Genomic DNA, 22,029 nt, shown 5'->3' with positions numbered 1-22,029 from the left:
CGGGACTGCCACCATGCTCGACGGGCTCAATCCGCAGCAGCGTGAGGTAGCGGAACTGCGCCAGCACTGTGTAGCGATCGCGTGCCCAGGCGCTGGCAAGACCAAGACCATCGCGGCCAAGGCAGCCCTTCTGCTCGCTGACCCCGCCGCGATCGTCGGCGCTGTCACCTTCAGCAAGGACGCAGCAGTCGAGTTGCGCGACCGCATCCTGGCGCTTGCAGGTGATGGCGCCAGAAAGCGGCTCATCGCGGGCACGTTTCACTCCCTCGCGTTCAAGCAGCTGGGCAAGCGGGACATCGCGACGGACGGCGATCGCATGGGCCTCATTGCGCGGGTCATCGCGGAGCTCGGCCTCGCGTGGAAGCCCGAAGAGGTCGTACCCACCATCGAGCGTGTCAAGACCAATTTCGGCCGGGTACAGGCGGGCACCGAAGACGCGCAGATCTACGCCGCCTATCAGGCCGCGCTTGAGCGCAATGGCAAGATCGATTTTCAGGATATGCTGCGCCTGGCCGTCGCCGGAATGGAAGCGGGCGACATTGCGCCGTACCGCTTCACCGATCTGCTCGTTGATGAATTCCAGGATACGGACCCGCTGCAATACCGCTGGGTTGAACTGCACGCAAAAGCCAATGCAAGGGTGACTGTAGTTGGTGATGACGACCAGAGCATCTATGGATTCCGCGCAGCACTTGGTTATCGCGGCATGGAAGATTTCGCGTCCACCTTCAACGCCCAGAAGGTGGTGCTCGGTAGCAATTATCGCTGCCATGGCGAGATTCTTTCAGCGGCGGACCGCGTGATCCGGAACAACAGCGACCGGATCGCGAAGTTTCTGCATGCAGAGCGTGGACCGGGTGGCTCTGTTGCAACAAAGCGGTCCGACGACGAATATGCGGACGCGGTTGCGGCCGTCGAAACGTTGCATCCGCTCCTGAAAGCAGGCAAGTCGTGTGCAATCCTCGCGCGCACGAACCGGATTCTGGACCCGATCGAGGCCGTGTGCCGCTCGCACGGCGTTCCATACTTCCGTGCGTCCGGCAGTTCCGTGCTCAATCGCCCGGAGGGCGCACTCATGTGCAACCTGCTCGGCATCGCGGAAGGGCGCAAGCAGAACGGGCTGGATGCGGTTTTCGGCTACATGGGCGTGAGCACACCACTTCTTGCCGTGCTGCACCGTGACATGGGGCCAGAGCTTGTTCAACGTCTCAAGAAGGATCTTGTCGCGCTTGGTCTGCCCGAAGACACCGCGACGGTCTATCGCAGCTTCATGAAGCGCCTGTCCGAATGGCAGGCGATGTGCGAACGGAGTTTCTACTCGCTCGTGCTCGACGGCGTGCATGAGCTGATGATGACATACGCAAAGAAAGACCAGTCCATCCGCGCGATTCAGGGCACCTACGACGTGATATCGCGGCTTTCTGGCACCTTCGCCGAGCGGATCGAATACCTTCGCCGCGACAACAACAAACCAGCCGATGGCGCACTCGTCTTGACAACGATGCACAGTTCGAAAGGGCTGGAATGGGATCACGTGTGGATCTCGCGGGCGGAAGAGGGCGTCGTGCCGGACGAAAAGAGCACCGAGTCTGAAGAGCGCCGCCTTTTCTATGTTGCGATGACCCGTGCGCGCGACGGCCTGACCATCGCGACCATCAAAAAGAATCCCGTCTCCCGGTTCCTGATCGAATCGTCTATCCAGTAACTGCTGATTCGTTTCCTCGGAGTGATCATGCTCGACCGCGTGTTTCGCAGATTCGGCTATGTGCCGATCTCGACGTCAAGCCTTGTGCCGCATAGCGAGGCGCTCCCTTTGCGTGAACCCTTGCATCGCCTGCACGCGGACGGCTTCGAGAGGTCGCGTGCCAGTACGGATGCGCTATGCGCGTGGCACGAAGACGGTGAGGGCTCCCACTTTGCCGTCGGACGGGATGACTGGGTACCACTCGCGGCCGCCGGCTTCTGCCTTACAGACAACGGCGAGTGCCGGGCGTGGCTGGACGAGGCGTTGCGCACGCGCGCATGGATTGCACATGACATGCTGGCGTCGTGGCATGATGCAAACCGGAATGTGATGCGGGGCTTCGGAACCCGGCTGGACGAGCGCAGCGCGCAACAGCAGGCGCTATCGGTCGCGGGCTCGGAGCACGAGATTGCGCCGCTCGTCAAAGCGAATGAAATGGCGGAACTCTTCGCGCTCACGTGGAAGCGATACTATCTGTCCTCTCCAATCCAGCGGCTCGGCAACTCGGCTGCGTTCAACAGGTTCGCCCTACATCACACGCTCCGGCTCGCCGCTCAGACGAACGAACACGCGCTTGAGCGGGTGCTCGAATGGTTGGCGTTGTGGCTAGAAGCCCGAGGCCTGACGGTCGACCGGAGAGAGCAGCTTGTGTATATGCCGGGCTACCAGGCGCTCCATTTTCGCACTGACGCAGAGCAGTGGCCCTGATTCGTCGGCAACCGAACGAAAAAGGGGCGCCCGCGGGCGCCCCTTCTCATTTGTCACCCTCGAAACGTCACACGCTTGCCGCCGTGCGCGACAGCTGCTGCACGTTGCTCGGGGCGTTCTCGATGGTCAGATCGCTTTTTCGTTTGACCTGGCCCTCGAGCGATGCACGCGGCCCGAGACGGATCGTCCCGTAGTAGTAGACGTTCCCAATGACCCGGCCATTGATTTCCAGAACTCCGCGCGCGTGCACATCGCCCTCGACCGTGCCGTCCACGCGGACGTGCTCGCCTTCCACCTGTCCTTTGACCATGCCGCCCTGGCCGATATGCAGGAGGCCGGCGTTCGACACAATGTTGCCGTCGACGATGGCAAAGCTGCTGAGCCCGTGATCGAGAAAAATATTGCCGTGGATTGAAAGACCTGCGGACAGGAGCGTGACATTAAGCGGTTGCGGCTTCATCAGAATGCCTCTTCAAAAGAGCTGTACGTCGCCAGACTTGGCGGGCTGTGCTTTGGGTTGAGCGGGCGCGGCCGATTCAGGCGATGTCTCGCTATTTGCGGCGGTGGTCGCGTGATGGGTAACCCGATGCAGTGGGCGCAATGCCGGGCGTTGTTCGGGCTTGGGTGCTTCAGGCGTCGTGGCCGCGGCTGACTTGACCTGTGTCGTCGACGAGGCTCCGGCGGAGGGCTGCGCTGGTTGGTTTCGCATCTGTGATTCCGCTGTCGCGGGCGGCGTCGTCGGGCCAGCCGGCGAGGGCGTCGCAACAGCACTCACCGGTGCAACTGGTGGCGACTGTCGCGGCGCTCGAATGGGGGACGCCGCAGCAGCCACGTTCTCGGCGGCGGGGCGACTGGTCGGCACAGTTTGTGCGACCGCCGGATTGGAATTGGCTGCCGCGAGCGAACGCGCGTCGACATTGGCGAGCGCGGATTGAGCGACGGGCCTGTGCGTGTCGAAATCGCTCGACGTCAGCGGTCGCGCGGGATTGACGTCGATCGGCATCTCGCCTTGCGGCCCGCTCGCCGGGACCGAGCCGGGTGCCTGCTTCGCAGCGCTCGCGACAGCGGCGGTTGGGGCGACCACGGTCTCATGCATCGCGTGCCAGATACGTGCGATGCTCATCCCACCGCTCGCCGCAACGGCTGCGATGGCAAGCGCGATGAGTGCAGGCTTGCCCGCCTTGCGCAGCCCGCCGGCGAAGGCCAGGGCGCGAATGCGCGCGCCCGGTCCGGCATCGGGGGCTGGTAGGGCGGACATGGCCGCCGTATGACTGGCAATGTCGATGATCACCGGCTGGGCGGTGTACTGCGCGTGCAGTGCCTGAATTTCCCTTAGGTCCATCATTTCTCTCCTGTGACAGAGTTCGAGCGTAGCCATCCCGCTGCGAAGTCAAGTCGCGCCGGACGCTGTCATGGTCTGCAAAGAATGGCGGAGCGCTATTGCTCGCGTCGCTCGCCGACGAGGTCGTACTGATCGTTATCTGGCATGCAGATCTGCACGATGTGTTTGAGCCTGCGCTCAGCGTTGTTGAGGATGCGTGCGCGGTCGTCGCCAGTGATCTTGCCCAGTACGACGCGCTCGGTAGCCCGGACGTACACACGGTCGTATTGCGTGAGACACCGGACGAGCAATCCCGCGAGCGGCCGCGTGATCGTCAATTCGATCAGGTCGTGCGGCAGTTCGATGGGGCGCGCGTTATGGCGCAGTAACCACTGCTCGGTCTTGCGCAGCCACTCGGAGGTCTCGCGCAGCGCCGCCTCGAGCGCGCGCACTTTTCCACCGCGCGCGACGGCAATCTTCGCCGCGCAGAAGTTGTAGTCGGAGCGAATGTAGTTCCGCGCGAACAGGGACGAGTAGCGCAGAACGGTTTTGGCATCCGACTCCGGATTGATACGCGCAACCCGTGAATCGCTCGTAAGACGTTCAATCGGTTTCAGGCCACTACGCGCCGCTACCGAAACAGGGGACTGCTGAGGTTGCGCGAGCGTGCCCGGTGCTGGATGATCTGGTGCAATGTCGGGGCGCGGGTCCGGCTCCGGCGTCTGTTCAAGAACTGCGGCCATGTGAATTTTTCGGGTGGTCTCTCTCACCGGCCATTTTGCGCGACCACGTCAGACGATATGCGGTCAAAAGCTGCACTGTTTTCGTGATCTTTCGGGGCATTGCTGGCCAGATTTTGCGCAATACTGACTCTACTTCCTGCGTCGCTGACGCATCGACACTGACCCGGCTAGCCCGGAGTCCATCTTCTGTACAAGCCGTGCCTCTGCGCATGCTCCGACCAGCTGGCAACTGGTGTGGAATTTTCTTCTGATGAGCGCCTAGCCCGCGCTCCCCATTCATTCAGTCATAAAACTCGTCACCGGCCGCATTCATTTGCGCCGTGACATCGTTCGGACCCGGACATCGGGTGTTCTCTCTCCAGAGCCCGTCTGGGTAGAACGATCGAAGTGGACTGAACCGTGATCCTGCGGCGGAATGAATTTTCCGAAAATGGGCTGTTGCGCAGCGTGACCATGCTGCGCGAGGGCGACTTACGCCCTCGTATATGAGCCTTGCGGCTCCCTGAGCGCCACGACCCCGGAAGGGTTGTGGCGCTCGGGTCATTTCCATCGAATCCCGAAACGCGTTCCTCACACCGAGGGACGCGTTTTTTTTCGTCCGCTGTTTCTGTCCCGTTGGAGGTCTTCATTGCTTCCTGACCGTCTTGACCAGCGCATAGCCGAAGCGATCAGCCGCACGATCGACGAAGAGCGCGCGTATGCCGACACCACGTCGCCGGCATGGCGACAGCGTTGCGAGGTTGCCCAGGTCGCGAAATACAGCGATCCGGAACGCCGCGTCTTTCTTTCCCATGTAGCCGAACGCCGCGGAGAGGCGGCAGCACACGAACTGGAGCAGTCAGCCGGTGAGTTGCGGACAACGGCCATTTTCTTTCTCGCGAGGAAACTCTCATGAACGCAGTAGTCAATCTGGTCAACGGCCCTGTTCGCAGCGTTGTTGAAGAACGGGCCATGCGTCCGCCGGTGATCGGGCACATTCGCCCGGGCATCAAGGTTCTCACCTCGAGAGCACGCGGCAATGCACGCGCGGTTGAGCTTTACGACAGCATGGTCGCAGCAGGTGAATCGTTCGACGCGATCGCGATGGCGCTCGAATCGAAATGCAACCTGAAAAACGCACTCGCGCCGAGGAACACGCCGTACTTTACGTGTCGCCGGTCGGACTTCACCAATCCCGATGTTGCCGACGAGATCCTGAAACTCTACGGCGAAGATCGCGGCGATGGGCTCAAGCTATATCGCTTCCCGGTGCTGTTTGCGTTCAACGACTGGATGCAGAATCTGCCGAATCAGATGACCGTCTACGGTACGAATGGCCGGAAGTTCTGGTCACAGTATGAGCGTGACGGCATCCGGTACTGCATGACGTATGCGAAGGTCGCCCGCGATCAACGTGCGCAACGTGCCGTTCGGCACTTCGGCGGCCGCACAGTCATCCGCCGTCAGGATGAGGCGATTCCCGACGGCATCTGCGACCCCGAACAGTGTCCGCAGTATCAGGCGCGTCAATGCAACCTGTCGGCGAGTTTCATCTTCGCCGTGCCGGACATCAAGGGTCTTGGTCTCATCGAACTGCCGACCAACTCGATCTATGTGCTTCAGAAAGCTTACTCGGCGATGCAGACCGTACAGCTTGCGCGAGGCAAGTTGACAGGTACGCGATTCTGGATCACGAAGCGGGAGTTCGATATCACGCGGATCAACGAGAACGGCGAGGCTGTCCGAACCACGCAACCTCTGACCGTGCTTGATGCCGACATTGACATCGGTGCGCTGCTGGATGCGGCCGACGATGCGGTTCCTGCGCTTGACGCCGCAAATCAGACCGTTGCCTTGATCGAGGCCAGCGGTAACGTGGTTCCGATCGTCAACGTCGTAGAGCAGTCGGGTGAGTTGGCGACGCAACCGAACGAGGCCTCCGAAGCTGGTGGCGCATCGCCGGCGGTTGCCTCGACGCAACCAGCAGCTTCGCCGTCGGAGCACCCGACCGGGAATCCGACGGATACGGCGGCTGCTAGCGGTCCGCTCCTGCAGCACGTTCTGTCGGTTCACGACAGCAGCGAAGGCGAAGCGCCCGAGTCGCTGTCCGACAAACGTGAGCGCATGTCTGACCTGCTTCAGCGCTTGGGCCTGAGCGCGGAAGACCGGAAGCAGGATTTCCGGATATACGCGCACAGTGTGTTTGGGCGCGGCTGGTCCGAGCGAATGGCTGACGTCGATCGCATGAACGAGAGATTGATCAAGGCATTGACTGATCCTGCCGAGCTTGATCGTGAGATCGACGCAGCGAAGCCGCGGCCATCTCTCGCTGACCTTTTTTAACGCAATACCAGCCCTTCGGGGCTGGCTTCCTTCGCCTTTCCAACGAGACCATTTCAGCAAGCCTGAGTTTGCTCAAATCGTTTCGACAGCGCATCCCGCGCATCGAAATGCCGCGCAAGTGGCCATCCGTGCCGTAGAGGCACTACTTTCCAAGAGGAACCATGAAGAAGCTTGCAAAGACCCTGCTCGTCGCCGCTATTGCTGGCTTGTCGGCGGCACCGGCGTTTTCCTGTTCGTTGCAGGACATTACGACGGAGCCGCTGCGCAACATCATCAACCAGCAGGGCGGCTATCCGATCAGCGACGAACAATGTGCCATGTTGAACGCCCACCATCTGCGTATTCACGTAGACGGTGATGCGGTCGTCCTCGATGGCGTAAATTTGGCGTGGGCGGACGTGTCCGTGATGAACGCGGACCACGTCATTTCGACGAACAGCGGCATAAGCACGCGGATTAACCGGAAGGCCACGCCCAGTCAGACCGTCGCGAACCAGTTGTTCTATGCTGCCTTGCAGCACGCCGTGAACTCGCTGGACTGGAACGCTGCAACCGGGCAGTTCTCGTCATCGGGCAAGTCGCTGCTCAACTGACGCTCTACCGTGTATAGCCAGCCATTGCGCTGGCTACTCTCATCTACGACGAAAACGCTTTAGCAAGCGAACCGTCGTTTGCTCAAACGCTTTCGACCGCGCATCCCGCGCATCGAAGATCACGCCGTGATCACGGCCACCTCTTTTTCACACGTCCTTGCGGACGTCAATTCCATCCAGGCTGCCCACGGGCGGCCATTTTTATTTCTGGAGGCGAAATTGCAACTCGCACATTTCTCTGATCTGCATTACGCGCCGGACAATCTGATCGAATCGGATCGGTGCTTTAGCTTCGCTGTCAGCGTTGCGATCGAGCGCGGCGCCGAGGTCGGCGTGATCTCGGGCGACTCGACTGACCATCGTCTCGACGCCCATGCCCCGTCGTTGAATTCGCTAGCCACTCAGGTTCACCGGCTGGCCAATTCGATGCCTGTTCTCATGCTTCAGGGCACGTTTTCGCACGAGCCTCCTGGCACGCTCGACAACTTCGCGCTTATGGGCGGCACGCATCAGATCTTCGTAGCGGACCGCGTGTCTCAGGTCGCGCTGATCGATGGTCGGTTCTGGGCGTCGAAAGGGCCCGTGTTTTCCGATGACGAGCTGCGCCAGTTCATCGACCTGAACCCCGAAGTCGTGTTCACCTGCCTTCCCACGGTCAACAAGGGCCAGCTTGCCGCGAGCGTTGGCGCGCTCGAGGCAGGTACGGGACTGGGCGATGTGCTTGCCGCATTTCTGGCGGCGGCAGGCCGGGTGAACAGGCAGTTTCGCGCTTCGGGAATCCGGACGGTGGGCGTGTCGCATGGCACTGTCAACGGTTGCACGACCGAGCATGGCGTCGTTATGGCTGGCTTCGATCACGAATTCTCTCTGACGGCGCTGTTTGATGCCGAATGCGATGGATTCATGCTCGGTCATATCCACAAGGAGCAGCAGTGGGAGCGCGATAGCAGGCTCGTCGCCTACCCCGGATCGATCGGGCGGTTCCACTACGGCGAGGAGGGCGATAAGGGCTATCTCGCATGGAATGTGGAGCCGGGCAGTGCGACGGCGACGCTGGTTCCGACGCCCTCACGCCAGATGATCTGCATCGATTTCGACGGGCCACCCGACATGGCGCGGCTCGAAGAGATTGCGGCGGCCGCCGCCGACAAGTTCGTGCGGGTGCGCTGGCAGATCGACGAGGAGCATCGGCAGGCGGTCGACCGCGAAGCCATCAAGGCGCTGTTTGCCGGTGCGGCGGATCTCAAGGTAGAAGCCCGGATCTTGCCTGTCGTGCGCAGCCGTGCCCAGGGCATCAGCCTGGAGACGACTGTCGAAGGCAAGCTCGCTCGCTGGTGTGATCTGGCCAATGTCGAAGCCGCCCAGCTGCAGGAGCGATTGCAGCTGCTCGCCTCGGGCGACGCGGAAGCGATCGCTGCCGGTGTGCTGGAACGCATTGATTCGCTGGCGCAGTCGCCGTCCCTCGCCGTCGTGCTGCCGCATCCGGCGGCATCAACACCGATGCTGGAAGACGCTTCACCTGCCGCCGAGCCTCAACCGGCAGAGTCGGCTCCCGCAGCATCGACGCTCGACTGGCTCAACGATGATCTGTTTGCGGCCTAGCCGCCATAGCGGGAGTGGCCAACACGGCACTCTCGCGCGGAACACAGCCGTGTTCCGGTAGCGCGCCGCGACGTGCGCTACCGAAACAAGGTTCACCCGCGTCTTTGACGCATCGATCGCAGTTCGCTGCATCCATCTTTTGTCTTTAACCCTGGCGGGGATTCATCCCTTCCGGGATGCACTCCGTCCATTTTCTGCGGAGTGTCATCATGTTTGGTCTTTATCCTGCTGGAGCCCAATGGGTCCGGCATTTCAGCGCAAAGCGCGCGCCACGCGATATCGGCAAGGTCCTCACGGCCCACGCCGGATTCAGCGCTGGCATTTTTCACACGCCGTTTGGCGAGCATCGCGGTGCGGTGATTGCCCAGTCCGGGCGATTTCTCATCCTCGCTGCGGCCGTCAACGTGGACCAGTCCGATCTGGCCGTCGTCCCTGACATCCAGATGCAAAACCTGCTCTGGTCGTTCGAGACGGGATACGCAAGCCAGTGGGGGCCGCGCGAGCTGCTCGCGCTGACTGGCGTGGACAACTGGGACGGCCTGATCCGGCGCACCAGTTCCGAATACGCTGCCGTCTGCAAGACCGTCGAAGATGCCGTTGATGGCTCGCTTGAAAAGCGGGTTGTCGAGGCTGCGGCCGCGGCTGAAGCGGCTGAAGCGGCTAAAGCGGAAGCGGCGAAGCGTGCCGCAATGCCCGACCCCGTCGTTGGCAGGATGTTCTCCAGCGACGACGACGCGCCGTGGCTGCCTTCCGATTATCTGTTTGACGCGCCGGAGGTGCAGCCATGCGCCCACTGACGCTGACACTTACCGGCTTTATCGGTGTTCGGGACGGGATGAAACGCGACAGCATCACGCTCGATCTCGAATCGCTTCCGAACGGCCTGATTGCGCTCACGGGCCCGAACGGGGCGGGGAAGTCCACCCTCATGGACAACCTCCATCCGTACCGGATCATGCCCTCCCGCGCGACGAAGCTGTCCGTCGATGGATTCTCCTACTGGGATCACCTCTACGGTGTGCAGGCACTGAAGGAGTTCGAATGGGAGCACGGCGGCGTTCGTTACCGCTCATCGTTCGCTTTTCGCAAGCCCGGCAAGACTGGCAAGGCCGAGTATTTCCTGGCCTGGCGTGACGCGGACGGCAAATGGCAACCCATGCAGACGGGCGACGGCATTGTCTCTGACGGCAAGGCGGAAACCTACGATCTGTGTGTCGAATCGGTATGCGGATCGCTGGAGTCGTTTTTCACCAGCGTCTTTTCGGCGCAGAACCGGCGTCCGCTCGCCTCCTATGGAGCGAGCGAGATCAAGGCGCTGCTGGCCGAACTCCTGCATATCGACGATCTTCGTACGCTGTCGGCGCAAGCCAGCGAGGTCGCAAAGGTGCTTGGCCGCACGCTGGACACCACGCAACAGCAACTAGTTGCGCTCGGCGCGAAACGTGACCGGCTTGCACAGATCGATCAGGCGATCGCTTCCGATGTTCAGTCAGTAGCGTCAACTCGCGAGAGCCGCGAAGCGCTGAACGTCAAGGTTGTCGCCCTGACCGACCAGCGCGCATTGCTTGTGGCGAAACAGACAGCGAATGCGAGCGCACAGGCCCGGTTACGCGAACTGGCAACGCGGCGCAGTCAGATCGCCACGGCGCTGCAAACGCTCGCTACTGACGCGACCGCTGACGATCGCCGTTTTGGACAGCGGCGCACTTCCTTGCGCGCTGCGGTCACGGAGCACAACGCTGTGATCGCGCAGCGAGAGGCGATTCTTGGAGCCGCCGCGGCGCGCGACGCCGCACAGGCACGCATCGCTGCGGAGGAAGCCCGCATTGCGCCGATTCAGGCGGCTATCGATGTGCTCGAAGCAAAGCAGCTTGAACTGACGTCGGCTTCGTCCCGGTTGAAAGGGCTGGAGTCGGAAGGGTCGTCACGGGCAACGCTTCTAAAAGCCCTTGAACAGCAGGCGAGTGTGATCGGAACCGTGCCGTGTGCCGGCCACGAGATGCACAACACCTGCCCGCTGCTTGCGCAGGCGCGCGAGGCCGATACGAAAGTGCATGAGCAACGCATTTCGCTCACCAACCTTCGTACCGAGTTCCGCACGAAACGCGAGTCTGTCGAAAAGCTCACGCCCGAGGTCCAGCAACTTGCGGGAAAACGTGGGGAGCTGAAATCGGTCACCGACCAGATTGCGACCGCACGCCGCGATCTGCAGAAGGCCGTGGATCTCGCCGCGCGCAAGCCGCTGCTCGATGCCGCAACCGAGGGACTGAGCAAGGCCACAGCAGAACTGGCCGCGCTCGATTCTGAGGAAGCGACGTTGCATGCTCGCCGGGAGGCGCAGCAATTGCAGCTGACGACAGAGGCGACGGAACTGGACACGGAAGTCGCGCGCCTCGGCGTCGACGATGTGACCGGCGCTATCGCTGACATCGACCGGCAACTGTCGCAATGCCGTGAAGCCATCACCGCGGCCGAAGCACGGATCGAATCCCTGATCCGTTCCCAGGCTACACGTGAGGTCGAGCGGCAGACCATCGCAACCGAACTCGGGGGCTTCGACGCGACGCAATCGCGTGCCCAGCGCATTTCGGACGAGATCGCTCGCTGGAAGCTGCTGGCCAAGGGCCTCGGCAACGAGGGAGTGATTGCGCTGACGATCGACGATGCTGGACCTGCGCTAACGAAGATGGTGAACGACCTGCTGCTCGCATGCTACGGCATGCGCTTCACGGTCGAGATCCAGACTCAGCGTGCACTGGCTAGCGGCGAACTGCGCGAGGGTTTTGAAATCCTCGTACACGACGCCGATCACGACAGCACCAAGGCAGTCACGGTGATGTCGGGTGGCCAGAAGGTCTGGATCAACGAGTGTCTGACGCGAGGGATAGCGCTGTACCTGGCTAGCAACGCAGGTCAGCCGTATCAATCCCTGTTCAGCGACGAGTCCGATGGTCCACTCGATCCGCAACGCAAGCTGCAGTTCATGCGGATGAAGCGGGAAGTGTTGCGGCAGGGCGGGTATGAGCGCGAGTTCTTCATCTCGCAAACGCCCGATCTTGTCGCAGAAGCCGATGCCGTGATTGATGTTGCCGCGCTAGCGGCAGCCTGAACGATGCTTTTTCAACCCTGTGGGGACCGCTCCCCACAGGGGCGTTCCCTCGCTTTTTTTCAACGAGGAACGCTATGAAATCCAAGCAAGACATGTACGCGCGTATCGAAACCGTCACGGTGTCGGTCCGCGCCTCAACGCCGCGTGTTGGCACCACTCACACCTACGTCCTGAACGGCACGCTCATGCGTGACGTTCTCGTCGACGGAAAGTGGGTGACGCTTCACGCCAGCATCCCCCTGGAATCGCACGCCGCGTAAGCGGCCGCCCCTGTGAGGTCTTTCCCATGAACAACCTTTTGATGCTGCTCATTGCAGCAGGCAGTTCATCGCTGTGCGCCTGCTCGTCCCAACCCCAGGCGAGGGTCGAGACGGCGAAGCCTGTCCCCACTATTGTCGTCCAGCAACCGAAGGGCGAGCCGGGCGACTTCGTTCTCTGCAAGGATGGCCGCGTGCTGGTATTCCCGACCGCCCATCCGAAAACCTGCTCCTGACGCGAATGCCCCGACCCTCGACAGAGCGTCGGGGCTTCTCGCTTAAACTTAGAGGCGATCATGAAAAAGCAGATTGCAACCGCGGCTGTGATTGGAGCGTTACTGGCGCTTGGCTGTTTGCTCTGGGAACAGCAGTCCGTTGCAGCAATGGGCAACCATGGCGCGGGCGCCCGAGCCTTACGCGCAAACCCGTCGCCGTTCGACCGGCATTTGAGGTACAGCAATGTTTAAGGACCCGAAGCAGGGCTGGCGTCCTGATTTTGCGCGTCTGCGCGGACGTGTCTATCTGGCAATCGCTGCCCAGATCGAAGAAGCGATTAGCCTCGGCATCTTCGCACCCGGAGACCGGCTGCCATCACAGCGGGCGATTACCGACGACCTTGGCTTCGACCTGAACACGGTGAATGCGGCGTTTCGCGAGGCGGCACGTCGCGGTCTGATTCGCAGCAACGTTGGTCGCGGCGGGACCATTGTCCTCGGTCAGCAGGTTGCTCACTCCGCCTGACACCGCAAACCTTCAATTCTATTCACGTTCCCAACCGGGCAAACCGCCCGGTTGGCGCGGTTTGCTTGCACTATTCTCTGGAGCAAATCGATGACGTACTCCTGCAGTGATTTTTTCGACGACGTGATGCGTTGCCTGGTCGAATCCAAGGCAATCAACGGCACGGACATTCCTGATGACAATCCTGGCGTCGGCGCTGATATCGCGGTCAATGCCATCGTGACCATGCATCGCGCGGGCCTCTCATCGCTGTTCGTGCGCGAGCTGCTCGACGAAGTCGAATCGCTCGGTGCGGTCGCCGAAGAGCATGGGCCAGACGGTCTCGCATTCCTGTTTTATCTACAGGCCGCGATTCTGAACGGTTCCAGCGTTGAGGCGCGCGGCGCTGAAGACACGGAGCTTCTGGCGCTCGTTGGCCGCCTGCCATCGGCGTCCGCATGGATGACACACATAGTTGTGGCCGAACCTGCATAGGCGGCTTTCGACAACCTGCACCCGCCCGTCGTGAGTCTCCAACCTGGAGGCTTCGACGGGCTTTTTTTAATAAACATCGCTATCGCGAAAGAGAACGCAAATACAGCATCTTTCCACGGTGTCACGGCCAATTTCTGGCGTTACGCTGTGTAGACAACCCGCGCCACTGGCGCATCGACAGGCTCGCTCCGTGCGGGCCTTTCTTTTTTCCCTGTGGGAGCTTTCTCCCCACATGGGAGGGCTCCCTTCCACTGGAGCCTCCGTGAACAGCATCCATCGCAGCACCATCAAACGTTACCGTTCCTCGTCCTGGGAAAATGTCTGTGCAGCATCGGATGACATCCCAGCAGACTTCGCCCGTCTCCTGCGTGACGAAGTCCGTCCGTTGCAGATCGCATACCAACGTCTCATGTCTTCGTATGACGGCCAGCCGGCTGGCATCGAGTGCCGCCAGAACGAGCGCGAGTCGTGGGCATTTGCACTCCCGGATGCCTCCGGCGCGAAGTCATGGCGCGTGCAGCAGTTCGATCAGGACGGCTTCATCGGCCACATGTGCTTTGACTCGCTTCCCGAAGCTGTCGAAGACATGCTCCGCATGGGCTACGTCGTGACCGATCCCGGAGCGCTCGACCGCATCGGTTCAACTGCTCGATGGGCGCGGGGTATTCGACGTGCGGCCATCATGCAGAAGCATCAGGAAGGCCTCATCACCTACCGCCAGATGGTGGATGAAATAGGCGCACTCGCTGACTGACCTTATCAATTCATTAATCCCTGTGGGCGACACTCCCGCAGGGGAGTGCTCCCGTGAACTGGAGCAATCATGTTTGACGAAATCATCCTCAAGATGGAAGCCGCGATTGCGGCACTCATCGGTCTCATCCGCGCCGGCCACCCGCTTTGCGGGACGGTAAGCGGCAAGGACTCGACCTGCGCCACCATCCTCATGCTTGAGGCGGTGCGCCGTATTGCTATAAAAGGCGAAGTGCAGCCCAGCCATTTCATCTCGACTGCGGACACGACCATCGAAAACAGCAGCCTCGCCCGCCACATCGAAACGATGCTCGAAGAGATCGATCACTTCGCCGTCAGGCGGGCGCTGTCGGTTACGACCCATGTTGCCACGCCATCACTCGCGGCGCAGTTCGTTGTCTCGACCATTGGTCGAGGCACACTGATTCGCACGCCACAAAACGGTGTACGAAACGGCAAGCGCATTCGTGCATAACGCCACGGACTGGAAATTGATCCCGCAGGGGCGCTTGCGTGCGGCCCTCGAGCGCGACGCGGCTACGCGCGGCGATCGCGAGATCGTGACCGTGCTGGGCACCCGGCTTGCCGAAAGCGCGGCCCGCGGCGCGGCCATGATCAAACGCGGTGAAAGTGCAAACGCGGCTGTACGCGATACACGCGGCGCGCTCGCCGTGTCACCGCTGTGAGACTGGACCACTGACGACGTCTGGACGATGCTCACACTCTTCGCTGATGAAGCGAAGCGGCCTTTCCCATGTGCCTTCTCGCAACGGACCATCGAACGCCTCTCGGATCTGTACCGTGCGGCCAACGATGGGATGTGCGGTGTCGTGCTCGGCGAGGACGGTCAGCGTGCTGCGTGCGGGAGTCGGTTTGGCTGCGTTTTCTGCTGCGTGGCGGGCGAGCGAGATCGCTCGCTCGAATCGATGGTCCGCGAGCCGGAGTACGCGTATATGTCCGGCCTGAACGATTTCCGGAACTATCTGCTCGCGACGCAATGGGATCTCGACCGGCGCGAGCTGGTGGGGCGCTCGTTGGGCGACAACGGCTATATCCGGGTTCAGCCTGATGTGCTTTCGTACAAGGAGCGGATCAATCTGCTGCGGTACCTGCTGACGCTCGACGCACTCGAAGTGGAGCGCGCCGAGCAGCACGATGCGGATCTCGCGAGCGGTCGCATCCCTGACACACCTGAAAATCGCGAGCTGTGCGAGATACAGTTTGAAATGATCACACCCGCCCAACTGGTGGCGATCGATTTCATGCTGTCGATGCATCACTACGCGCCGCACGCGTTTCCAGCAATATCCATCTGGTTTGAAGTGCATCGCCTCGGGTTTCGCTATCGCGTCCCACAGGTAGAGGTATTCCCGAAAGTCCCGATTCCATTGCATGGCTGGTATCGGGTCGGCGGCTTTGATGCAGAAGCACCGACCGACGGGTTGCGCGACTATGCGGCCGAACAGTGGAATCCGTATCGACATCCGGAACGGCTATCCGCGTATGCGCAGACGACGAGCGGCGAACGCACCGTCTACTTCGAGGAGAGCGATCAACTCGACGTGGATGCTTCGCGGGCGTGTGAGTTCGTAACCTGCGCATTTGATCACGCGTGGTATGCGCGAGTTCAAGGGTATGCGGCAATCGAATCAGCACGTTTCTGGCTCAACGAGACGATGCTGACGCTTCCTGTTGGCGCGTCACAACGCTATCAGGACATTGCCACGCGCGGGCAGTATTTCGCGCGTCTCGCTGAGCGGCTGAATCTCACACCGGCCGAGCTCGATCGGCACCTTGTCGACAACGCCATCAGTGACGCGCAGATGCGCGGCATCGAAGGGCAACAGATGCATCTCTTTCCGTTGGCCGCGTAAGCGGTCTCCTTTCTCACCCATGCGGGGCGGCCCGCATGGGCTGCTCCGCGCTTGTACTGGAGCACGTTTATGCAACGTGAATCACACGTCAGCCGAATGCCCATGTCGCAACTCAATGCGCACGTCGATGACGGCCTGTTGATCCGCGGCGGGATTCCGCATAGTGGCGGCAAGCTGGCGTTTCATGCCTTCAATGAGGGATTCGCCGGTATGGTGTCCGCGTCTGCCTTCTGAAACCCGAAGGCAGGACGCTTCCGAATTCCTCAAGCAACCGATCTGACGGAGGTCGATTTTGCGCTGGACAGCGCGGGCTTTACCGCAATGAAGCTGTTCCAGTCGAAGGGTCAGCAGTCCGGAATTGCCGGCGTCTATCCGTGGACGATGGAACAGTTTGTTGAACTGGTCTCGTTCTCCGGGGCGGCATGGGTCGCGCAACCCGACCTTTGCTGTGAGCCGGAGCTGGCCGTCGATCAGCAGGCGATCGACTATCGGGTGAACGCGACGGCGACGCTGCTCGAAGGCATGCTTCGCGTCGTGTATGCGTGGCAGGAGCAGCTGGCCCGGACAATGAATGCGAATGCCGTACAGAACATGGTTCGTATCCCCGTACCAGTGGCGCAGGGCTGGTCGGTTGGCGATTACCGCCGGAGCATCGACCTGATGATGCACGTGTGGGAGCGTTGGATGCCGTGGATTTCACCGCCAGCGCTTATCGGACTCGGTTCGGTCTGTCGGCGGCATGTTACTGATCCGCATCACGGCCTGCTCGCGATTCTCGAAGGCCTGGAAGGTCATCTTCCGCTCGGCGCAAAGCTTCATCTGTTCGGTGTGAAGGGACAAGCGCTGGAGCGCGTGAAGATGTATGACTGGGTGGCCAGTGTGGACTCGATGGCGGCCGACTTCGCTGCGCGAATGAAAGCACGACAGGCGGGAGTCTCCAATACGATTGCGAACCGTACGGCTGAAATGAACCGCTGGATGACGTCGGCGACTCTGCGCGCAACGCTTGCTAGCGGCGATCAGTTCCGCCTCGCTTTTCACGCTGATTCAGTTTCCTGGTAACGAGCCCGTGCGTCGATAGACGCGCGGGCTTTTTTGTGTGCCGAGCATGCGCAACAGCTTCGGGGTGAAAGTCCCCTGCCCAGCCTGATGGTGGCGAAGGGCTAGCGAAACGCAAGGGCGTCGTCGCGAGGCGGGGTCTGAAGGACGCGTGTAGCAAAGCCACGACCTGACGAACAGAAACCAGATACGAGGCCTACCCAGCCGGACGAGCGAGCAAATGATCGGGAAGTCCAACCATCAAGGGCTGGTCGGTAGATCTGGCAGGTGTGTGGTGAAGACGGTTGGGCTTACCTCGTGAGGCCTGCGCGGCGTCTCGCACTGCCAAACCGGTATCTACGCTCTCTTGGACTTCCCTCGGTCGGTCCAGTCGGTTAACCGATCCGAGCCGCCGTGTACGGACCCGTACGCACGGTGGCGTGGGAGGGGTCGGGCCGCGAGGCCTACCCCTATCCCGATCACGGACTCGGATGTTCAGGCGCGGCACCGCTCCGGGTTTTCCGAGGAAAGCCGACAATTCGGGGCTCGCGGACCGGCTTTTGCGCTCGTGGAGGCAAACATCCTCGTAACAGTGGCCCAAGGCGCGCTTGTTCCGAGGCATGACCGCGCACGATCCGCTCAAGCCGTGGAGTGTAGTCGCTGCCCATGTGCATACGCGTATTTACATGGAGCGAGAGATAGTCTATAGTACATCCACCGTACACACAGCAGGAACCGCTATGCATACCACCCGCGTTTTCAAGAATGGCAACTCGCAAGCCGTTCGCATTCCGGCCGATCTTGCTTACGACCGGAGCGATGTCGAGGTCGAAATTGAGCGCGTAGGCGATGAGATCCGGATCCGTCCGGCGCGTCGTCCGCTGGCGGGAGTGCTCAAGAAGTTCGCGAAATTCGGGCCGGATTTCATGGCTGAAGGGCGCGGCGAGCAAGAGCAGGCTGAGCGCGAGGGATTGTGATGCCGCGCTTTATGCTCGACACGAACATGTGCATCTACCTGATGAAGAATCAGCCTGAAGAAGTCGCGAAGCGATTTGCGCAGTGCTACGTCGGGGATGTGGTTATGTCCGCAGTCACCTACGCTGAACTTGAATACGGCGTCGTAGTGTCTGCGAACCGAACTCGCGAGCGCCGCAATCTCGCCGCCCTAATCGAGGATATTCCTGTGGCCGCGTTCGACGCTGCCGCAGCAACGGCCTACGGGCCTGTGCGCGAAGCGACGCGCGAGCGCAAGAAGGATGCTCTTGACAAGCTGATCGCCGCACACGCGATTGCGCTGGACGTTATTCTCGTTACCAACAACGAGCGCGACTTTGCCAGCTATCCCGGTATCAGGCTCGAAAACTGGCTCAACAAGTAGGGAAACAGGAAACGGGCTGCGCGAATGCCGACGGCGACGGATACACAGTTAACGGCGATCTTTGGACGGAATCGGCTGATCAACGATCTCTTGCGGAGCGGTGTTGAGGTCGCCACGCCGGTCCGCGATTGGGGGTGTCGACCTGATTGCGTACGTGGACATCGACGAGCAGATTGGGAAGTTCACAGCCGTTCCGATACAGATCAAAGCGGCGACGCAGCGCTCGTTCTCGATCGACCGGAAGTATGCCAAATTCCCCGACCTCCCTTTGGCGTACATGTGGGGTGTCGGGCAACCGGAGACGGCTATCATCTACGCGCTGACCTACCGGGAGTCACTGGGCGTTGGCCAGTCGATGGGCTGGCTTCAAACCGACTCGTGGCCTGAAGGCAGCCGATATACGAGCACCGCGCCGCGTGAGAGGCTCGTAGACCGACTGGCACGATATGAAGTTCAGCCAGGAACATGGAAGGGCCGAATTGCCTCTGCTCTGCGCCGCGAGTAATACCGGGGACAACGAGGAATACGGAATCAGGGGAATTTGATGGGGCAAGCAAAGCAGCGTGGCACGAAGGAACAGCGGATCGCACAAGCGAAGGCAAAGACCGATGCGTTGCGCCCGGAGAAGCTGGTGTGTGGTGCTTGCAAAACGGCATTCACCGACTTTGATGCTATGGACACGCGAAACATGCGGAGCATTGGTGCTGCATTTGGCGGCATCTGCCCGTCATGCAGTGAAACCGTGCTCGCATTCAGTGGCGAAAAGGATGCCGTTGCAGACGCAATGATCGCCTGGCAGGATGCGATGGGGAGTGAGGGCAAGCTCGGAATGCAGTCGCGCGCCGGCCAGCACATTCCCTTCGAAGAGTAGGAATACATGCACATGCGTGAACATCTCCAGGCGGTCGCGAAGGAATACAACGACGCGATCGATAAGGGCAAGGTTCGAGAGCTTCGGAAGGTGGCCGAGCGAGCCATGACATTGTGTGGCAAGCGATCAAAGAGATTGAGTCCGCGCCTGTCACTGACCCGCAACTACTCGATGACGCGACGGGTTTGTTCATGGACATTTGCTGGGGCCAAGGAACCACGAAGTTTGTATAGGAAAGCGCGACGGAGGTAGGAATGGCGAGTCACCTGCTCTCTCAGTTCCCGCAGGACGAGCAAGACGACTTCTCGGCCGTATGCCAGAAGTACGGTCGCGCCGTCAGCGAATTCGAAGTGGTCGACGAGGACCAATATCCGGGCGGGGGCCGAGTCGGGCCGTTTGGCCGGCAAGTGACCGTGGCGCTGCGCGGAAAGTCATCCGTGGCTTTATACGACGGCGGCCACGGAAGGGCCTGGATCGCCGACTTCGAGAACGACCTGGAGTCGGGATCGTTCGATTGAGCAAATAGAGCGGAAAACGGGGAGAACGCCGTCAAATGGGTCATTACATTCAGATCGCGCCGGACGTCCTGCTCGCTGCCGAGATACTGAGCCCGGCATGGGGCCGCGAGTATCGACAGGACCGTACGGTTGCGCCAGCTGGTCGAGTCGAACCGTCGTCCTGGCGAGTGGCCAGCGCGGTCTCCGAGGGCGAGCGCGATCCGTGCGAGGCCAATTCCGGCCAGATAAAGCTGCTGTAGAGGAAAAGAGAACTGGAACGCAAGTGCCGCTCGCCGAACGTTTGCTGTTCGCCTCCCCGTGACGGCTGGTCGTTAAAGCTGATTCAGGAGTTGATTGGAGTTTTCAGCTTGTCTGCCGTTAACGGATTGATAGAGGCTGATCCGGTTCGGCCGGCGTTCTCTGTCAGCAGGGTGATCTAGACCCGAAATCGGGTACATAGCTAGCCAGGTTGCACAACAGCGCGGGGATCAGCGCGAGCGCAATAAAACGTGTCTGTTGCTGAACAACGGTTTCCAATAATTCAGAATAGAGAAAACAACAATGAGCGTACAGGTGAATCTGCCAGCCAGGCCTCGCGCTTTCGGTCTCGCTGTGATCGTTTTTTTTGTTTTCGCGCTGATTGCCGGCGGTTTTGTGACCGTCGGCCCCGGGCAAAGGGGCGTGCTTATGACATGGGGCGCCGTCGAACCGGGTGTACTTGACCCGGGCCTCCATTTGAAGGTCCCATTCGCGCAGTCGGTCGCCAAAATGGACGTTCAGGTGCAAAACTCCCAGGATGCGGAGACGGCGGCGAGCCTTGATCTGCAGGATGTGACCACGACGGTGGCGACGAACTGGCACATCCTGCCGGCCGACGCTGAGTGGGTCTATCAGCGCATTGGCAACGAATCCGCTCTAGTCCTCAAGATCATTAAGCCGGCGATCAGCAACTCCGTGAAAGCAGTGACCGCCCACTACAATGCGGAGGATTTGATCACTCACCGCGATCAGGTGCGTGGACAAATCGAGGCGCAAATCACCGCCGAACTCAAACCATATCGGCTGGTGGTAGATTCTGTGAACATCACAGACTTCCACTTCAGCGCGCAGTTCTCGCAGGCGATCGAGCAGAAGCAGGTAGCCCAGCAGCGTGCACAGCAGGCGCAATACGAGTTGCAGAAAGCCAGGGTCCTTGCTGATCAGAAGATAGTCGAGGCACACGCGCAGGCCGAAGCGCAAAAACTACTTCAGCAGACGATCACACCCGAGATCATTCAGCAGCAGGCAGTAGCAAAGTGGGATGGCCACTTGCCGGAAGTACTGGGGAGTAGCGGAGTCCTGCCAATGCTCGGAAATCTTGGCATAAGTAAGGTAGATCGATAGGAAAACAGGAAAGGGCCACTGATGATATGAGTGATCTACGCTAGGGCAGCGTGGGGCGCGATTGTGGCAGTTACCAACTAACGAGCGGCAACAAGACGGAAAACGGGAAAGGTTGAGCATGAGCACGCACGCAAACGCCAAGGCGCTTTTGGCGTGGCTTCGCGATCGCGAAAGCGCGACGGTAGAGGAGATTGCCGCGTCCGGTCTAATGAAGTCGCGCACCGCTTCTGATGCGATCCAGTATGCCGTTCGGAGCGGTGCGCTTGAGCGCGTCGTCCGGGCAGGCGCGAGCGCCAAAGAGCGGATGCGGTATCGCGCGACCGGCGTTGCGTTGCCGGCGCCTAGAATGCATGTCGCGCTTCCTTCGTTCGATGGTCTCCTTGAAGCGTGGGGGATTGCGCGCGAGCCTGTAGCGCTGCCCGCGACGGAAGCACGCAGGCACCAGATTGCCGATCACGAGTAGAAAAAAGTCATGGCTAAGTTGGAGCCTGTCGGATTTTTAGTGTGCCGAGGTCATGAGACGATAACGGAAATAACGTCCTATGACCGAAGCAACAGTGACCAAGAAGAGCAAGAACCCGAAGGCGCCGAAGCTGTTCCCCGATGAGCTGATCGATCAAC

31 protein-coding genes and 1 pseudogene are annotated in these 22,029 nt (G+C 60.7%); 29 read left to right on the top strand and 3 right to left on the bottom strand.

Going from position 1 to position 22,029, the window contains the following annotated elements:
• The first annotated feature begins 13 nt into the window (after window positions 1-13).
• Both AB4Y32_RS38315 and AB4Y32_RS38310 read left to right on the top strand, forming a co-directional pair.
• The gene (locus AB4Y32_RS38315; protein ID WP_368726255.1) at window positions 14-1,705 is read left to right on the top strand and encodes an ATP-dependent helicase; all 1,692 of its coding nucleotides are present in this window, start codon (window positions 14-16) and stop codon (window positions 1,703-1,705) included.
• A 27-nt stretch (window positions 1,706-1,732) separates the two neighbouring features.
• Window positions 1,733-2,452, top strand: a complete 720-nt coding sequence (locus AB4Y32_RS38310; RefSeq protein ID WP_368726254.1) for a hypothetical protein — start codon at window positions 1,733-1,735, stop codon at window positions 2,450-2,452.
• 67 nt (window positions 2,453-2,519) lie between these two features.
• Here the strand turns inward: AB4Y32_RS38310 and AB4Y32_RS38305 are convergent, their stop codons facing one another.
• Genes AB4Y32_RS38305 through AB4Y32_RS38295 form a run of 3 tightly spaced genes read right to left on the bottom strand, consistent with a single transcriptional unit; the run spans window position 2,520 to window position 4,516 of the window.
• On the bottom strand, window positions 2,520-2,912 hold the full coding sequence (locus AB4Y32_RS38305; protein ID WP_368726253.1) for a polymer-forming cytoskeletal protein: 393 nt from the start codon (window positions 2,910-2,912) through the stop codon (window positions 2,520-2,522).
• 12 nt (window positions 2,913-2,924) lie between these two features.
• On the bottom strand, window positions 2,925-3,830 hold the full coding sequence (locus AB4Y32_RS38300; protein ID WP_368726252.1) for a hypothetical protein: 906 nt from the start codon (window positions 3,828-3,830) through the stop codon (window positions 2,925-2,927).
• A gap of 59 nt (window positions 3,831-3,889) precedes the next feature.
• On the bottom strand, window positions 3,890-4,516 hold the full coding sequence (locus AB4Y32_RS38295) for a DUF1845 domain-containing protein (protein WP_368726251.1): 627 nt from the start codon (window positions 4,514-4,516) through the stop codon (window positions 3,890-3,892).
• 628 nt (window positions 4,517-5,144) lie between these two features.
• On the opposite strand from AB4Y32_RS38295, the gene AB4Y32_RS38290 reads away from it, so the two are divergent.
• The 27 genes and pseudogenes from AB4Y32_RS38290 to AB4Y32_RS38160 form a co-directional block, all read left to right on the top strand.
• Window positions 5,145-5,411 (top strand): DUF7696 family protein, encoded by a 267-nt coding sequence (locus tag AB4Y32_RS38290; RefSeq protein ID WP_342937659.1) that lies wholly within the window; start codon window positions 5,145-5,147, stop codon window positions 5,409-5,411.
• Entirely contained in the window at window positions 5,408-6,838 is a 1,431-nt protein-coding gene (locus AB4Y32_RS38285) for a recombination directionality factor (protein WP_368726250.1), read from the top strand. Before AB4Y32_RS38290 ends, AB4Y32_RS38285 begins: the two co-directional genes overlap by 4 nt.
• A 161-nt stretch (window positions 6,839-6,999) precedes the next feature.
• Window positions 7,000-7,431, top strand: coding sequence for a hypothetical protein (locus AB4Y32_RS38280; RefSeq protein WP_368726249.1), 432 nt, complete (start codon window positions 7,000-7,002; stop codon window positions 7,429-7,431).
• Between the two features lie 23 nt (window positions 7,432-7,454).
• Window positions 7,455-7,673 carry a phage filamentation protein Fil family protein gene (locus AB4Y32_RS38275; RefSeq protein ID WP_368726264.1) on the top strand — a complete coding sequence of 73 codons (219 nt, stop codon included), beginning with the start codon at window positions 7,455-7,457 and terminating at the stop codon, window positions 7,671-7,673.
• Window positions 7,651-9,033: an exonuclease SbcCD subunit D gene (locus AB4Y32_RS38270; protein WP_368726263.1), complete on the top strand. Its 1,383-nt coding sequence runs from the start codon at window positions 7,651-7,653 to the stop codon at window positions 9,031-9,033. Before AB4Y32_RS38275 ends, AB4Y32_RS38270 begins: the two co-directional genes overlap by 23 nt.
• Before the next feature lie 176 nt (window positions 9,034-9,209).
• The gene (locus AB4Y32_RS38265; protein ID WP_368726248.1) at window positions 9,210-9,830 is read left to right on the top strand and encodes a hypothetical protein; all 621 of its coding nucleotides are present in this window, start codon (window positions 9,210-9,212) and stop codon (window positions 9,828-9,830) included.
• Window positions 9,818-12,142, top strand: coding sequence for an SMC family ATPase (locus AB4Y32_RS38260; RefSeq protein WP_368726247.1), 2,325 nt, complete (start codon window positions 9,818-9,820; stop codon window positions 12,140-12,142). The genes AB4Y32_RS38265 and AB4Y32_RS38260 overlap by 13 nt, the downstream gene beginning before the upstream one ends.
• Before the next feature lie 74 nt (window positions 12,143-12,216).
• The gene (locus AB4Y32_RS38255) at window positions 12,217-12,402 is read left to right on the top strand and encodes a hypothetical protein (protein ID WP_342937664.1); all 186 of its coding nucleotides are present in this window, start codon (window positions 12,217-12,219) and stop codon (window positions 12,400-12,402) included.
• Window positions 12,403-12,428: 26 nt separating this feature from the next.
• Window positions 12,429-12,635 carry a hypothetical protein gene (locus AB4Y32_RS38250; protein ID WP_368726246.1) on the top strand — a complete coding sequence of 69 codons (207 nt, stop codon included), beginning with the start codon at window positions 12,429-12,431 and terminating at the stop codon, window positions 12,633-12,635.
• A gap of 60 nt (window positions 12,636-12,695) precedes the next feature.
• Entirely contained in the window at window positions 12,696-12,866 is a 171-nt protein-coding gene (locus tag AB4Y32_RS38245) for a hypothetical protein (RefSeq protein WP_368726245.1), read from the top strand.
• Window positions 12,859-13,140 (top strand): GntR family transcriptional regulator, encoded by a 282-nt coding sequence (locus AB4Y32_RS38240; protein WP_368726244.1) that lies wholly within the window; start codon window positions 12,859-12,861, stop codon window positions 13,138-13,140. Before AB4Y32_RS38245 ends, AB4Y32_RS38240 begins: the two co-directional genes overlap by 8 nt.
• 51 nt (window positions 13,141-13,191) lie before the next feature.
• The gene (locus tag AB4Y32_RS38235; RefSeq protein WP_368726243.1) at window positions 13,192-13,614 is read left to right on the top strand and encodes a hypothetical protein; all 423 of its coding nucleotides are present in this window, start codon (window positions 13,192-13,194) and stop codon (window positions 13,612-13,614) included.
• A gap of 262 nt (window positions 13,615-13,876) precedes the next feature.
• Window positions 13,877-14,368, top strand: coding sequence for a hypothetical protein (locus AB4Y32_RS38230; RefSeq protein ID WP_368726242.1), 492 nt, complete (start codon window positions 13,877-13,879; stop codon window positions 14,366-14,368).
• A gap of 69 nt (window positions 14,369-14,437) precedes the next feature.
• Window positions 14,438-14,842, top strand: a complete 405-nt coding sequence (locus AB4Y32_RS38225) for a hypothetical protein (protein ID WP_368726241.1) — start codon at window positions 14,438-14,440, stop codon at window positions 14,840-14,842.
• On the top strand, window positions 14,835-15,053 hold the full coding sequence (locus AB4Y32_RS38220; RefSeq protein ID WP_368726240.1) for a hypothetical protein: 219 nt from the start codon (window positions 14,835-14,837) through the stop codon (window positions 15,051-15,053). Before AB4Y32_RS38225 ends, AB4Y32_RS38220 begins: the two co-directional genes overlap by 8 nt.
• 27 nt (window positions 15,054-15,080) lie before the next feature.
• Complete coding sequence (locus AB4Y32_RS38215) at window positions 15,081-16,241, top strand: hypothetical protein (RefSeq protein ID WP_368726239.1); 1,161 nt, start codon at window positions 15,081-15,083, stop codon at window positions 16,239-16,241.
• 102 nt (window positions 16,242-16,343) lie between these two features.
• Window positions 16,344-16,475: a hypothetical protein gene (locus tag AB4Y32_RS38210; protein ID WP_368726238.1), complete on the top strand. Its 132-nt coding sequence runs from the start codon at window positions 16,344-16,346 to the stop codon at window positions 16,473-16,475.
• A 24-nt stretch (window positions 16,476-16,499) separates the two neighbouring features.
• Window positions 16,500-17,303, top strand: coding sequence for a DUF7221 family queuine tRNA-ribosyltransferase-like protein (locus AB4Y32_RS38205; protein WP_439899899.1), 804 nt, complete (start codon window positions 16,500-16,502; stop codon window positions 17,301-17,303).
• 716 nt (window positions 17,304-18,019) lie between these two features.
• Window positions 18,020-18,256 (top strand): type II toxin-antitoxin system VapB family antitoxin, encoded by a 237-nt coding sequence (gene vapB / locus AB4Y32_RS38200; protein ID WP_090872269.1) that lies wholly within the window; start codon window positions 18,020-18,022, stop codon window positions 18,254-18,256.
• Window positions 18,256-18,657, top strand: coding sequence for a type II toxin-antitoxin system VapC family toxin (locus tag AB4Y32_RS38195; RefSeq protein WP_090872272.1), 402 nt, complete (start codon window positions 18,256-18,258; stop codon window positions 18,655-18,657). Before vapB ends, AB4Y32_RS38195 begins: the two co-directional genes overlap by 1 nt.
• A gap of 154 nt (window positions 18,658-18,811) precedes the next feature.
• Window positions 18,812-19,162, top strand: a complete 351-nt coding sequence (locus AB4Y32_RS38190) for a hypothetical protein (protein ID WP_368726236.1) — start codon at window positions 18,812-18,814, stop codon at window positions 19,160-19,162.
• Between the two features lie 39 nt (window positions 19,163-19,201).
• Window positions 19,202-19,528, top strand: coding sequence for a hypothetical protein (locus tag AB4Y32_RS38185; RefSeq protein ID WP_368726235.1), 327 nt, complete (start codon window positions 19,202-19,204; stop codon window positions 19,526-19,528).
• 254 nt (window positions 19,529-19,782) lie between these two features.
• Window positions 19,783-20,046, top strand: a complete 264-nt coding sequence (locus AB4Y32_RS38180; protein ID WP_368726234.1) for a hypothetical protein — start codon at window positions 19,783-19,785, stop codon at window positions 20,044-20,046.
• Between the two features lie 35 nt (window positions 20,047-20,081).
• Window positions 20,082-20,285 (top strand): hypothetical protein, encoded by a 204-nt coding sequence (locus AB4Y32_RS38175; RefSeq protein WP_368726233.1) that lies wholly within the window; start codon window positions 20,082-20,084, stop codon window positions 20,283-20,285.
• 301 nt (window positions 20,286-20,586) lie between these two features.
• The gene (locus AB4Y32_RS38170) at window positions 20,587-21,408 is read left to right on the top strand and encodes a prohibitin family protein (RefSeq protein WP_368726232.1); all 822 of its coding nucleotides are present in this window, start codon (window positions 20,587-20,589) and stop codon (window positions 21,406-21,408) included.
• Window positions 21,409-21,469: 61 nt separating this feature from the next.
• Window positions 21,470-21,871 carry a hypothetical protein gene (locus AB4Y32_RS38165; protein ID WP_368726231.1) on the top strand — a complete coding sequence of 134 codons (402 nt, stop codon included), beginning with the start codon at window positions 21,470-21,472 and terminating at the stop codon, window positions 21,869-21,871.
• Window positions 21,872-21,950: 79 nt separating this feature from the next.
• Window positions 21,951-22,029, top strand: a pseudogene (locus AB4Y32_RS38160) (transposase); the annotation flags it as partial.

The sequence above is a fragment of the Paraburkholderia phymatum genome, assembly GCF_040965635.1.
Classification (GTDB): domain Bacteria; phylum Pseudomonadota; class Gammaproteobacteria; order Burkholderiales; family Burkholderiaceae; genus Paraburkholderia; species Paraburkholderia phymatum_B.
The sequence above is the reverse complement of the archived record's forward strand: the minus strand, read 5'-3'. Positions and strand labels throughout refer to the sequence as shown.

Excerpts from the sequence above, each read along its gene's own strand:
- AB4Y32_RS38315 (WP_368726255.1), top strand. The coding sequence starts at position 14 with ATGCTCGACGGGCTCAATCCGCAGCAGCGTGAGGTAGCGGAACTGCGC.
- AB4Y32_RS38310 (WP_368726254.1), top strand. The coding sequence starts at position 1,733 with ATGCTCGACCGCGTGTTTCGCAGATTCGGCTATGTGCCGATCTCGACG.
- AB4Y32_RS38305 (WP_368726253.1), bottom strand. The coding sequence starts at position 2,912 with ATGAAGCCGCAACCGCTTAATGTCACGCTCCTGTCCGCAGGTCTTTCA.
- AB4Y32_RS38300 (WP_368726252.1), bottom strand. The coding sequence starts at position 3,830 with ATGGCTACGCTCGAACTCTGTCACAGGAGAGAAATGATGGACCTAAGG.
- AB4Y32_RS38295 (WP_368726251.1), bottom strand. The coding sequence starts at position 4,516 with ATGGCCGCAGTTCTTGAACAGACGCCGGAGCCGGACCCGCGCCCCGAC.
- AB4Y32_RS38285 (WP_368726250.1), top strand. The coding sequence starts at position 5,408 with ATGAACGCAGTAGTCAATCTGGTCAACGGCCCTGTTCGCAGCGTTGTT.
- AB4Y32_RS38280 (WP_368726249.1), top strand. The coding sequence starts at position 7,000 with ATGAAGAAGCTTGCAAAGACCCTGCTCGTCGCCGCTATTGCTGGCTTG.
- AB4Y32_RS38265 (WP_368726248.1), top strand. The coding sequence starts at position 9,210 with ATGCACTCCGTCCATTTTCTGCGGAGTGTCATCATGTTTGGTCTTTAT.
- AB4Y32_RS38260 (WP_368726247.1), top strand. The coding sequence starts at position 9,818 with ATGCGCCCACTGACGCTGACACTTACCGGCTTTATCGGTGTTCGGGAC.
- AB4Y32_RS38255 (WP_342937664.1), top strand. The coding sequence starts at position 12,217 with ATGAAATCCAAGCAAGACATGTACGCGCGTATCGAAACCGTCACGGTG.
- AB4Y32_RS38250 (WP_368726246.1), top strand. The coding sequence starts at position 12,429 with ATGAACAACCTTTTGATGCTGCTCATTGCAGCAGGCAGTTCATCGCTG.
- AB4Y32_RS38245 (WP_368726245.1), top strand. The coding sequence starts at position 12,696 with ATGAAAAAGCAGATTGCAACCGCGGCTGTGATTGGAGCGTTACTGGCG.
- AB4Y32_RS38240 (WP_368726244.1), top strand. The coding sequence starts at position 12,859 with ATGTTTAAGGACCCGAAGCAGGGCTGGCGTCCTGATTTTGCGCGTCTG.
- AB4Y32_RS38225 (WP_368726241.1), top strand. The coding sequence starts at position 14,438 with ATGTTTGACGAAATCATCCTCAAGATGGAAGCCGCGATTGCGGCACTC.
- AB4Y32_RS38215 (WP_368726239.1), top strand. The coding sequence starts at position 15,081 with ATGCTCACACTCTTCGCTGATGAAGCGAAGCGGCCTTTCCCATGTGCC.
- AB4Y32_RS38210 (WP_368726238.1), top strand. The coding sequence starts at position 16,344 with ATGTCGCAACTCAATGCGCACGTCGATGACGGCCTGTTGATCCGCGGC.
- vapB (WP_090872269.1), top strand. The coding sequence starts at position 18,020 with ATGCATACCACCCGCGTTTTCAAGAATGGCAACTCGCAAGCCGTTCGC.
- AB4Y32_RS38195 (WP_090872272.1), top strand. The coding sequence starts at position 18,256 with ATGCCGCGCTTTATGCTCGACACGAACATGTGCATCTACCTGATGAAG.
- AB4Y32_RS38185 (WP_368726235.1), top strand. The coding sequence starts at position 19,202 with ATGGGGCAAGCAAAGCAGCGTGGCACGAAGGAACAGCGGATCGCACAA.
- AB4Y32_RS38180 (WP_368726234.1), top strand. The coding sequence starts at position 19,783 with ATGGCGAGTCACCTGCTCTCTCAGTTCCCGCAGGACGAGCAAGACGAC.
- AB4Y32_RS38175 (WP_368726233.1), top strand. The coding sequence starts at position 20,082 with ATGGGTCATTACATTCAGATCGCGCCGGACGTCCTGCTCGCTGCCGAG.
- AB4Y32_RS38170 (WP_368726232.1), top strand. The coding sequence starts at position 20,587 with ATGAGCGTACAGGTGAATCTGCCAGCCAGGCCTCGCGCTTTCGGTCTC.